Raw genomic sequence first — 11,547 nt, 5'->3', positions numbered from 1 at the left:
GACAGCACCGCCCCGCACGACAGCACCGCCCCGCACGACAGCACCGCCCCGCACGACAGCACCGCCCCGCACGCCGTTCCCGCCGCCGACTCCGCCACGCTCCTCCAGCGGCTCGCCCACCACGCCGCGGCGCACGCCGATCCCGTCGTGGGCGCCGACGCCCTGGTCCACCTTGCCGCCGCCCGCACCCGCCGGGGCGACGACACCGCCGCCCTGGCCGCGGCCACGGCCGCCCTCGACCTCGCCGACCGCGCGGGCGACCCGGTGCTGCTCGGTCGCGCCGCCCACCGGCTCGCCGCCGCGCTCGCCGGCGCCGCGGAACCCGCTCCGAGCGCCCCGGCGGCCCCGCCGGCAGGGCTCACCCCGTCCGTCCCGAGCCCAACGGCGGGCGGCCCGGGACCGGACGCACCGGCGGCGTCGGTGTCGGACACCCCCGCGGTGTCGGACGCGCAGGCGGTCCCGCCGCCGGTCACCCCCTCCGCACCGGCCGTCGGAGCCGCCTACCCCGCCGGCCTGCGCGACGCCCGCGCGGCCTTCGACCTCGCCGTCGACCTGCTCGCCGGCCGCGACGACGCCGCCCACGCCCTGGCCCTCGTCGACCGCGCGCACCTCGCCCGCCGGCGCGACCGTCCCGCGGAGGCGCTGGCCGACCTGCACGCCGCCCTCGCGCTGTTCCGCACGCTCGGCCGGCCTGCGGACGTCGCCGCGGCATGGCAGGAGGTGGCCGCCGTCGAACGCGCGGCCGGGCACCCCTGCCGGGCCGTCGCCGCCCACCGCTCCGCCCTGGCGGCCCTGACCGAGGCCGGCGACGCCGCCGCGACCGGGTGGTCCCGGCTCGCCGCGGGCCTCGTCCAGGTCGGCCGGCTCCCGGAGTGTTCGGACCTCGTCGCCGCCCGCCTCGCCGACTCTCCCGCCGCCCGATCCGTCCGGGAGCTGCGCGAGCTGGACCCGGCCGCGCCGGACTGGGCGCTCGTCGCCGCGCTGACCGGCGGTTTCTCCCGCGGCGAGTGATCCACAGCACATCGGGAGCACATCGGACCGGTCCGGGTCAAGGTGTCCCCGGAACGAAGCCGCGCGCCGACTGCGTCGCCGCGGACGTCGCCAACTGTGCCAAACGATCGGTTGACTGGGTCGCACGTCACCAACCGTCTGCAGAGTCGCAGCCTGGAGGTAGCACGCGTGACCAACGACAGAGCCGTCGACGCCGTCATCGTCGGAGCCGGGTTCTCCGGCCTCTACCAACTCCACCGCTTCCGCGAGCTGGGCCTGTCCACCCGGGTGTTCGAGGCCGCCTCCGGCGTCGGCGGGACCTGGTGGTGGAACCGGTACCCCGGCGCCCGGTGCGACGTCGAGAGCCTCGCCTACTCCTATTCCTTCTCGCCCGAGCTGGAGCAGGAGTGGACCTGGAGCGAGAAGTACGCCACCCAGCCCGAGATCCTGACCTACGCCCAGCACGTCGCCGAGCGTTTCGACCTCCTCGACGACATCACGTTCGACACCCGCGTCGAGAGCGCGGTCTACGACGCCGAGCGCGCCCGCTGGACGATCACCACCGACACCGGCGAGGTCGTCGACTGCCGCTGGTTCGTGATGGCCACCGGCTGCCTCTCGGTGTCGAAGGCGCCCGAGATCCCCGGCGCCGAGCGCTTCCAGGGCCCGACCTACCACACCGGGCACTGGCCGCACGAGGGCGTGGACTTCACCGGCAAGCGCCTCGCGGTGATCGGCACCGGGTCGTCGGGCATCCAGTCGATCCCGATCATGGCCGGCCAGGCCACGGACACCGTCGTCTTCCAGCGGACCCCCAACTTCTCGATGCCCGCGGGCAACCGGCCCCTCACCGAGGAGGAGGTCTCCGCCCGCAAGGCGACGTACCGGGAGTACCGCAAGGAGCAGCAGATCTCCGCGTTCGGAGTGCCGGTCCCGCCGCCCACGCAGTCCGCGCTGGAGGTCCCGGAGGACGAGCGCAACGCCACGTACCAGGCCGGGTGGGAGCAGGGCAACCTGGTCGCCGTGCTCGCCTCGTACACCGACACCCTGGCGGACAAGGACGCCAACGAGACCGCCGCGGAGTTCGTCCGGTCGAAGATCCGCGAGAAGGTGCGCGACCCCGAGCTGGCCGAGCTGCTCTCGCCGCGCAGCTTCCCGTACGGCACCAAGCGGCCGTGCCTGGACAGCGGCTACTACGAGACGTTCAACAAGGACAACGTCCGCCTCGTCGACATCCGGAAGACCCCGCTGGTGGAGATCACCGAGAAGGGCGTGCGGACGTCGGAGCAGGAGTACGAGGTCGACGCGATCGTCTTCGCGACCGGCTTCGACGCCATGACCGGCGCGATCACCCGGGTCGACATCCGCGGGAAGAACGGTGTGTCGCTGAAGGAGAAGTGGGGCGAGGGCCCCCGCTCCTACCTGGGGCTGTCGGTGGCCGGGTTCCCGAACATGTTCACGATCACCGGCCCGTCGAGCCCGTCGGTGCTGTCGAACATGATGGTCTCGATCGAGCAGCACGTGGACTGGGTCACCGACTGCGTGCGCTGGATGCGCGACAACGGCGTCGCCGAGCTCGACGCGACGCCCGAGGCCGAGGACGAGTGGGTGCGCCACGTCGAGGAGGTCGGCGACACGACCCTCTACCCGACCGCGGACTCCTGGTACATGGGCTCCAACGTGCCCGGCAAGCCGCGGGTCTTCATGGCCTACATCGGCGGGGTCGGCGTGTACCGCGAGAAGTGCGACGACGTCGCCGCCAAGGGCTACGAGGGCTACGCCAAGTCCCCGGACGTCACGGCGGCCCCGGAGAAGCAGTCCGCCTGATCCCCGCGAGTCGGCACTCCTGACCCACCGAACCGCACATCCCGGGACCTCCCGGGATGTGCGGTTCGGTGTACGGAGACCGCCGCCTCGCGGAAGGGGTCAGACGGTGCGGGTCAGACGGTCAGGCCTGCATCGGCGCCGGCGTTGACCGCGCGGACGAAGTCGGCCGGCGAGTCGGCGTCGCCCAGCACCCGCACCTCGATCCCCTCGCCGAGCTCCAGCCCGGCGGTGACCTCGGAACCGGTCGGACGCCAGCCGATCGCCAGGGCGACGAGGTCGGCGTCGAGCGCGTGCGCCGTACCGTCGGCCCCCTGCCAGTGCACGACCCCGGGCTCGATCCCGACGACGGTGGCCCTGGTCAGGACGTCCACGCCGTCCTTCTTCAGCTGCCGCACCAGCTGCCGCCGGGTGATCGCCTCGATCCCGCGGCCGATGCTGCCGCGCATCTCGACGATCGTGACCTCGGCGCCCTTCTCCCGCATCAGCTCCGCGGTCTCGCAGCCGGTGGCGCTGCCGCCGACCACGACCAGCCGCGTCCCGGGGCCGACCTCGATCTCCCCGCGCAGCAGCCGTTGGGCGTCGTGCGCGAGTTCGATGCCGGGGATCGGCGGGACGAGCGGGTCCGCGCCCGTCGCGACGACGACGACGTCCGGCCGCTCGGCCGCGACCGTCTCCGCGGACACCGGCGCGGACGTGTGGATCTCCACGCCGAGCGCCCCGAGCCGCCGCGCCTGATGCTCGCGGAACCGCAGCACCTCGCGCTTGCTCGGCGCGAGGCCCGCGACCTCCAGCTTCCCGCCCAGCTCCGCGTCCCGCTCCCAGAGCGACACCTCGTGCCCGCGCAGCCGGGCGAGCCGCGCCGCCTCCAGGCCCGACGGTCCGGACCCCACGACCATCACCCGCCGCGGCCGCGCCGCGGGCTCGACCTCCCAGGTCAGCTCGCGACCGACCTCGGGGTTGACCGCGCAGCGCGCCCGCTCGCCACGGCCGACCAGGTCGACGCAGGCGTTGCACGCGATGCAGGGGCGCAGCTCGTCCCGCCGGCCGTCGCGGACCAGCAGCGGCCAGTCCGGCTCGGCGATGAGCCCGCGACCGAGCAGCACCATGTCGGCCTCGCCCGACGCGACAATGTCCTCGGCGAGCTCCGGGTCGTCGAGCCGCCCGACCGCCATCACCGGCACCGAGACGGCCTCCTTGACCGCCCGGACCAGCGGCCGCATGTGCCCGCGCGGCACGGACATCGGCGCGAGGGTCTGCTGCAGGGTCAGCCAGGTTCCCGACGACACCGAGATCGAGGCGACCCCGGCCTCCTCCAGCATCCGCGCGACGGCCACCGCCGACTCCAGGTCGAACCCGCCGGGCTCGGCGTCCGTGCCGTTGAGCCGCCACACGAGCGGCAGGTCGCACGCCGCGACGATCGCCCGGGCGACCTCCACCGAGAACCGCGCGCGGTTCTCCAGCGAGCCGCCGTAGGCATCCGTGCGGTGGTTGTGCTGCGGCGACAGGAAGTTCGACGGCAGGTACCCGTGCGCCCCGTGCACCTCGAGGTAGTCGTACCCGGTCTGCTGGGCGTACCGGGCCGCCCGCGCGTAGTCGGCGACGATCCGTTCGATCTCGGGCACCGTCAGCTCGTGCGGGACCGGCGACGCCGAGTTCAGCGGCACCGGCGACGGCGCCACCGACGGCCCCTCGACGACCTGCCGGCCGGGGTGCATGAGCTGCACCCCGACCGTGACGTCGTGCGGCCGCAGGGCCTCGACGACCCGGCACAGTCCCGGCAGGTACTCCGGCCCGCTGATCCGCGGCTCCGGCCCCACGGTGTCCGACGAGACCAGGCAGCCCTCCACCGTGATCGCGCCGACCCCTCCTTCGGCGCGTCGGCGGTAGTAGGCCACCGTGTCGTCGGTGATGAAACCGCCGTTGTCCAGGCAGGTCCCCATCGGGGCCATGACCAGGCGGTTCTTCAACGTGAGGGTGCCCAGCCGGACCGGCGTGAAGAGCACGCTCACGACAGGACCTTCAGCGCGCGGACCGGGCATGCGTCGACGCCCAGCCTGGCGGTGTCCTCCTCGCCCTCGGGCACCTCACGGTCCGGCCCGACGGCCGAGTAGCCGTCGTCGTCGAGCGGGAAGAGGTCCATGTCCACGATCGAGCACTGGCCGTGCGCCTCGCAGACCTCGTTGTCGACCCCGATCCTCACGAGTGGGTCACCACCAGCTTCTCCATGGAGCGGGAGGCGAGCACGTCCTTCCACTCCGGCTCCTCCGCCAGTGCCAGCCCGGGCAGCCGCTCGACGATCCGGGCCACCGCGATCCGGGTCTCCATCCGGGCCAGCTGGGCGCCGATGCAGGCGTGGATGCCCTTGCCGAACGCGACGTGCGGGTTCGGGCTGCGGCCCAGGTCGAGCGCGTCGGGGGCGGCGAACTTCTCCGGGTCCCGGTTGGCGGAGGCGAGCACGAGGTGCACCCGCTCCCCCGGCCGGATGGTCCTGCCGCGCACCTCGGTCTCGGCGACCACCCAGCGGTTGAGCACCTTGATCGGGCCGTCGAAGCGCAGCAGCTCCTCGACGGCCGGGCCGATCAACGCGGGGTCACGACGCAGGCGGTCGAGCTGGTCGGGGTGCCGGAGCAGCGCCAGCACGGAGTTCGCGATCGAGTTCGTGGTGGTCTCGTGGCCGGCGAAGAGCAGCAGCGCGCACATGCCGACGAGCTCGTCGTCGGTCAGGCGGTCGTCGCCCTCTTTCGCCATGAGGGCGGACAGCATGTCCTCGCCCGGCTCGGCGCGGCGCTTCTCGATCAGCGTGTGGAAGTAGGACTCCATCTCCCGCAGCCCGCGTAGCGCCCGCTCGTGCCGGTCCGCCCGCGCGGCCCCGCCGGTCCCGAAGGCGACCAGCGCAAGCTCGTCGGACCACTCCCGGAACCGGTCGCGGTCCTCGGGCGCCGCGCCGAGCATCGTCGCGATCACCGTGGCGGGCAGCGGGTACGCGACCTCGGAGATCAGGTCCTGCGGCCCGGAGCCGCGCAGGAACGCGTCGAGGTGCTCGTCGACGATCCGGGTGATCATCGCGTCCATCGCCGCGATCCGCTGGCCCTTGAACGCGCCGGCCGCGAGCTTGCGCAGCCGGGTGTGCACGGGCGGGTCGTTGACGACCATCCAGCCCGTCATCAGACCGAGCACGCCCGTGGCAGCGGACTCCGCCCCGGACTGCCGCTTCCGCTCCAGCACCGGCCGGACCCGGTCGTTGGAGAAGGCCTTGTTCTGGAAGGCGGCCGAGACGTCGTCGTAGCGCGTGATCAGCCAGGCCCGGTGCGCCTCGCTCCAGTGCACCGGGTCGCTCTCGCGCAGGGCACGGAAGACGGAGAACGGGTCCGCGCTCGCCGACGGGGTGGTGAGATCGTCCAGCACGCTCACGACGCGCTCCCCACGGTCGGCCGGGACAGGCTCCGGGCCAGCCCCAACCGGTCGCGCACGATCCGGCCGCCGGTCACCCGCCCGCCGGCCACGGTGACCAGGCCGACGAGGTGCAGCGTGCCGGGCGCGCCGGTCAGCGCGGCGTCGTCGATGCCGGCGTCGGGTCCCAGCCCGCCCCGGTAGGTGCCGGTGCGGGTGACCCGGAACGCGACGTGCGCGCCGGCCGAGAACAGGTCGTCGACCTGCGACGACGCGTCGCCGAGCAGGATGTCCGGAGCCCCGTCGTCGAGGGTCACGGGTCCCGCGCCGGCACCGGACGAGATCCACTCCCGCACCACCTGCTCGGCAGCCGGGTCCGCCGGTTCGGCGACGGCGTCCCACGGCGCCAGCGCCGGGCGCTCGACCTCCGCGGGCACGCCGGTGGCGAGCTGGCGCCGTCGGGCGAGGTAGTCCTGCTCCACGAAGTTCTCGACGAGCTTCGTGCCGTTCCACCGGTACAGCCCGAGCCCGGTCCACGCCGCACCCCGGCCGTCGTGCGTGACCGAGCGGCCGTGCTCGGAGAAGCGCATGGCCAGCCGGTCGCCGTCGGTCACGATCTCGTGGACCGTGAGGCACAGGCCCGGGAACTGCCGGAACTGCTTCTGCGACGCCGGGATGTACAGCTCGTCGCGGCCCGCCACCTCGTGCGGACCCATCCGCAGCGTGTAGCCCGGCTCCATGATCTCGGGGCAGACCGAGACGTCGTGCCGGTTGGTGTAGTCGTTGACGTAGCGCCGCATGAGCGCGACGAAAGGCTCCATTACCGCCCCTCGAACTTCGGCGCGCGCTTCCCGACGAACGCCGCGATCCCCTCGGCGGCGTCGGCCGTGGCGTGCAGGGTGGTCAGCGCGGCCGTGGAGTGGTCGAACTCCCCGCGGTCCACGCCCCGGTTGACCAGGTTCTTCCCGGTGGCCAGCGCGAGCGGGGCCATCCCGGCGATCCGGGCGGCGATCTCGCGCGCGGTGTCCATCAGCGCGGCCGCCGGCACCACCTTCTGCGCCAGCCCGATCCGCAACGCGGTCTCGGCGTCGACCCGCTCCCCGGAGAACATCATCAGCTTCGTCCAGTGCCGCCCGATCACCAAGGGCGCCCGCAGCACCCCGAACCCGGGCACCAGCCCGACCGCGCTCTCCGGCATGCCGAACGTGGCGTTGTCCGCGGCCACCACGACGTCGCACGCGAGCGCCAGCTCGCACCCGCCGCCCATCGCGTAGCCGTTCACCGCGGCGATCACCGGCAGCGGGGTCTCCTCGACCGCGGCGAAGGTCCGCATGCAGTCCTGCTGGAACTCCCGCTTCGCCGCGACGTCCGTCAGCTCGGCGAAGCTCGCGATGTCCCCGCCCGCCGAGAAGGCCTTCTCCCCCGCCCCGGTGATGATCACCGCCCGGGTGCGGCCGTCGGCCTCCAGCGTGGCCAGCGCCTCGCGCATCTCCACCCAGAAGCTGCGGCCCATCGCGTTGAGCTTCGCCGGGTCGTCGATGGTCAGCACGGCGATGCCGACCCGGCCGTCGCCGACCTCTTCGACCTCCACCCGGACGTTCCGGGTGGCCGTACCGTTCGTGCTGCTCACAGCGATCCCCCAAGGGCGATGTCGATGCTCGCCGCCACGACCTCCCGGGTCCGGCCCGGTTCGATGACGTCGTCGAGCGAGAGGTGCGCGGCGGCCTCCCACGGTTCCGCCTCGCTGATCCATTCCGCCGTGAGCTCCGCGACCAGCGCGGCGTGCGCCTCCGGGCCCTGCTCGGCGAGCACCTTCTCCAGCTTCCGCCGGTGGATGGTGCGGATGCCGGTCTCCGGGGCCATGAACCCGAGCTCGGCGCTCGGCCAGGCGTAGAGGAAGTCGGGCTTGGTCGGGCGCCCGCCCATCGCGAAGTGCCCGCCGCCGTAGGCCTTGCGCAGCACCACGCCGACCTTCGGTACCGTCGCCTCGGCGATCGCCGAGACCAGCGCCTCGTAGCCGTGCAGGATCCCGCCCCGCTCGGCCTGCGTGCCGATCATCAGCCCCGGCACGTCGTGCAGGAACACCAGCGGCAGCCCGAAGGTGTCGCACAGCTGCACGAACACCTTCTCCTTCTCCAACGCGGCCGGGTCCAGCGCGCCCGCGCGCACGATCGGCTGGTTGCCGACCAACCCCACCGGGCGGCCCTCGATCCGGGCCAGCGCACACAGCAGGCTCGAGCCCCAGCCGTCGGCCCAGGGCAGGATGCTGGCCTCGTCGGCGAGGCAGGCGAACACGTCGCGCATGTCGTAGCCCGACCGCGCCCCCAGCGGGACGATGCTCTCCAGGTCCTTCGGGTCGCGCCCCGGCGGCAGCGGCGGCGCGAGCGGCGGGCGCTGCATGGAGTTCTGCGGCATGTAGGACAGGAAGGCGGCGATCGCGTCCATCGCGTCCGCCTCGGTGTCCACGACCAGGTGCGCGTTGCCCGCCTCGGTCGCGGCCGACGGGCCGCCCAGCTCCTCGTCGGTGACCTTCTCCCCGATCGCCGGCTCGACGACCGACGGGCCGGACAGCGCGATCGAGCCGGACCGCACCATCACCACGTAGTGCGCGGTGGAGGCGTGCAACGCCGAGTCGCCGTAGCTCGGCCCGAGCACTGCGGCCGCGCGCGGCACCACCGGCTGACCGGGCGGCGGCTTGAGGAACGTGGTGAAGTCCAGAGGCAGACCGGAGAACCGCCAGCCCGAGACGTCCGGCATCCGGCCGCCGTCGGCGTCGCACAACAGGACCAGGGGGAAACCGTGCCGCTGCGCGTGCTCGATCAACCGGCCCTGCTTGCGCATGCTGATCGGGGCCGTGGTGCCCGCGACCACGCTGGAGTCGATGCCGATCACGCCGATGCGACGCCCGTCGAGCAGCCCGAACCCGGTCACCACGGCGTCGCCCGGGATGGGCTTCTCGCGCCGCAGCTCCGGCAGCGCCAACGCACCGATCTCGAACCAGGTGTCCGGGTCGACGAGCATGTCGATCCGCTCGCGCACCGGCAGCCGGCCGGACTCGCGGTGCCGGCGCAGACCCTCCGGGCCGCCGCTGGCGTGGGCGGCCTCCTGCTTCTCGCGCAGGAGCGCGATCCTGTCCGCCATGGTGTGCGCGCCGCCGTCTCCGTGGGGAGTGCCGGGAGCACTGCCGGGGGTGCCTGCTGACGCCGTGGGGCTGTCCGTTGCCGTCACGGGACCTCCGCTCGTACCGGTGTCCGTCTGGTCTCACCGACGGACGCTAGACTACCAGACGGTCGATTGGTAGACAGACCTCGTCGACCCCCCGAGTAGAGCGGAGCGGCCCGTGTCGATCCAGACCGTCCTGGTGGCGAACCGCGGCGAGATCGCCGTCCGGATCATCCGGTCCTGCCGGGAGCTCGGCCTGCGGGCCGTCGCCGTGTACTCCGACGCCGACGCCGACGCGCTGCATGTCAGGCTGGCCGACGAGGCGCACCGGATCGGCCCGGCCCCCGCGCGGGCCTCGTACCTGGACGTCGACGCGATCCTGGGCGCCGCCAAGGCCTCCGGCGCCGACGCCGTGCACCCCGGCTACGGGCTGCTCAGCGAGGACGCCGGGTTCGCCGAGGCCGTGACGGGCGCCGGGCTGACGTTCGTGGGACCGTCCGCCGAGGTCATCGCCCGGATGGGCGACAAGGTCGCGGCGCGGGCGCTCGCCGAGGAGTGCGGGGTGCCGGTGCCGCCCGGGACCGGGGACCTGACCCCGGCCGAGGCGTCCTCGGCCGCGGAGGGGCTGGGGTTCCCGCTGGTCGTCAAGGCGTCGTTCGGGGGTGGCGGCCGCGGGATGCGGGTGGTGCGCTCCGCCGACGAGCTGGCCGACGCCATGGCCGCCGCCGGACGCGAGGCCGGCGCGGCGTTCGGCCGGTCCGAGGTGCACCTCGAGCGGTACCTGGAGCGCCCGCGGCACGTCGAGGTGCAGGTGATCGGCGACGCACACGGCACCGTCGTCCACCTGGGCGACCGGGACTGCTCGGTACAGCGGCGGCACCAGAAGCTGATCGAGGAGGCCCCGGCGTTCGGGCTCTCCTCCTCGCTCCGCTCCCGGATCCTCGACGCCGCCGTGACGCTCGCGCGGACGGTCGGGTACGTCGGCGCGGGGACGGTGGAGTTCCTCGTGGTGCCAGGGACTGCGCTGACCGAGAGCGAGTTCTTCTTCCTCGAGATCAACACCCGGCTGCAGGTCGAGCACGGGGTGACCGAGCTGGTCACCGGGCTGGACATCGTCGCCACGCAGCTGCGGGTGGCCGACGGCGCGCCGCTGCCCTTCACCCAGGACGACGTCCGGATCTCCGGGCACGCCATCCAGGCCCGCATCGCCGCGGAGGACCCGTGGGCGGACTTCCGGCCCGCGCCCGGCGCGATCACCGGGCTCGCGCTCCCGCTGGGACCGGGGGTGCGCAACGACTTCGGCGTGGAGCCCGGCGGCGGCCCGGGCAGCCGGGTCGCGCCGGAGTACGACTCGATGTTCGGCAAGGTGCTCGCGCACGGCGCCGACCGCGACGCCGCCCGTCGCCGGTTGATCGCCGCGCTCGGTGAGCTGAGGGTCGAGGGCGTGCCGACCACCGCGCCCTATCTGCGCGAGGTGCTGGGCTCGGAGTCCTTCGCCGCCGGGACCCACGACACCGGCTCGGTGCAGCGGGAGTGGGCCCCGGACCTGACGAAGCGGCCCGTGGGGGTCGGTGGGGCCGCGGCTCAGGGTTCCGCCGCCGGCAACGCGGCCGGTGGGGTGGGTGGCGCGATCGCAGATGCGGTCGGGGCCGGGGGCATCGGGGGCGGGGCAGTCGGAAGTAGCGCGGTCGGGGGCAGCGGGGTCGGAGGGGCCGCGGTCGGGGGCGGCGCGGTCGGGGGCGGCGCGGTCGGGGGCGGCGCGGTCGGGGGCGGCGCGGTCGTTCCCACCCGCCGGGTCCGCATCGCGACGGACCGCGGCCCGGTGGAGGTGGCGGTGTACGGCCGCACGGTCCGGCCGGGAGCCGCGGCCACGGCGTCGTCCCGCCCGACCCGCGAGTCCGTGGGTGCCACAGGAGGAGCCGCCTCCGCGGCCGGCACCGTGCCCGTCGCGCCGATGGACGCGACCGTCGTCGAGGTCCGCGTGGAGTCCGGCCAGGAGCTTGCGCCCGGCGACGTCGTCGCGGTGCTCGAGGCGATGAAGATGGAGATGGAGATCCGCACGGAGGTCGGCGGCACGGTGGGCCAGGTCCTGACCGAGGCCGGCACCCCCGTCGCCGCCGGCTCCCCCTTGATCACCCTCACCTGACCGGCACGGACGAGCGGGGCCTCGCCACCGAG

General features: G+C 74.0%; 8 protein-coding genes and 1 pseudogene. 3 read left to right on the top strand and 6 right to left on the bottom strand.

From position 1 onward, the window contains the following. Nucleotides 1-1,011, top strand: a pseudogene (locus tag LWC33_RS09410) (hypothetical protein); the annotation flags it as partial. A gap of 168 nt (nt 1,012-1,179) precedes the next feature. Further along, nucleotides 1,180-2,817 carry a flavin-containing monooxygenase gene (locus LWC33_RS09405; RefSeq protein ID WP_233303876.1) on the top strand — a complete coding sequence of 546 codons (1,638 nt, stop codon included), beginning with the start codon at nt 1,180-1,182 and terminating at the stop codon, nt 2,815-2,817. 113 nt (nt 2,818-2,930) lie between these two features. On the opposite strand, the gene LWC33_RS09400 is transcribed toward LWC33_RS09405, so the two are convergent. The 6 genes from LWC33_RS09400 to LWC33_RS09375 are packed head-to-tail and all read right to left on the bottom strand — an operon-like array spanning nt 2,931 to nt 9,348. Continuing rightward, nucleotides 2,931-4,826, bottom strand: a complete 1,896-nt coding sequence (locus LWC33_RS09400; protein WP_233303875.1) for an NAD(P)/FAD-dependent oxidoreductase — start codon at nt 4,824-4,826, stop codon at nt 2,931-2,933. Further along, the gene (locus LWC33_RS09395) at nt 4,823-5,017 is read right to left on the bottom strand and encodes a ferredoxin (RefSeq protein ID WP_233303874.1); all 195 of its coding nucleotides are present in this window, start codon (nt 5,015-5,017) and stop codon (nt 4,823-4,825) included. The genes LWC33_RS09400 and LWC33_RS09395 overlap by 4 nt, the downstream gene beginning before the upstream one ends. After that, a complete protein-coding gene (locus LWC33_RS09390; protein ID WP_233303873.1) occupies nt 5,014-6,228 on the bottom strand; it encodes a cytochrome P450 in 1,215 nt (404 codons plus the stop codon). Before LWC33_RS09390 ends, LWC33_RS09395 begins: the two co-directional genes overlap by 4 nt. After that, complete coding sequence (locus LWC33_RS09385) at nt 6,225-7,028, bottom strand: ester cyclase (protein ID WP_233303872.1); 804 nt, start codon at nt 7,026-7,028, stop codon at nt 6,225-6,227. The genes LWC33_RS09390 and LWC33_RS09385 overlap by 4 nt, the downstream gene beginning before the upstream one ends. Further along, nucleotides 7,028-7,837, bottom strand: a complete 810-nt coding sequence (locus tag LWC33_RS09380) for an enoyl-CoA hydratase/isomerase family protein (RefSeq protein ID WP_233303871.1) — start codon at nt 7,835-7,837, stop codon at nt 7,028-7,030. The genes LWC33_RS09385 and LWC33_RS09380 overlap by 1 nt, the downstream gene beginning before the upstream one ends. Continuing rightward, the gene (locus tag LWC33_RS09375; RefSeq protein ID WP_233303870.1) at nt 7,834-9,348 is read right to left on the bottom strand and encodes an acyl-CoA carboxylase subunit beta; all 1,515 of its coding nucleotides are present in this window, start codon (nt 9,346-9,348) and stop codon (nt 7,834-7,836) included. Before LWC33_RS09375 ends, LWC33_RS09380 begins: the two co-directional genes overlap by 4 nt. 199 nt (nt 9,349-9,547) lie before the next feature. On the opposite strand from LWC33_RS09375, the gene LWC33_RS09370 reads away from it, so the two are divergent. Continuing rightward, nucleotides 9,548-11,515, top strand: a complete 1,968-nt coding sequence (locus tag LWC33_RS09370) for an acetyl/propionyl/methylcrotonyl-CoA carboxylase subunit alpha (protein WP_233303869.1) — start codon at nt 9,548-9,550, stop codon at nt 11,513-11,515. The last annotated feature ends 32 nt before the right edge of the window (nt 11,516-11,547 follow it).

This window comes from Pseudonocardia terrae, assembly GCF_021343995.1.
In the GTDB taxonomy this organism is placed as follows: domain Bacteria; phylum Actinomycetota; class Actinomycetes; order Mycobacteriales; family Pseudonocardiaceae; genus Pseudonocardia; species Pseudonocardia terrae.
The sequence above is the reverse complement of the archived record's forward strand: the minus strand, read 5'-3'. Positions and strand labels throughout refer to the sequence as shown.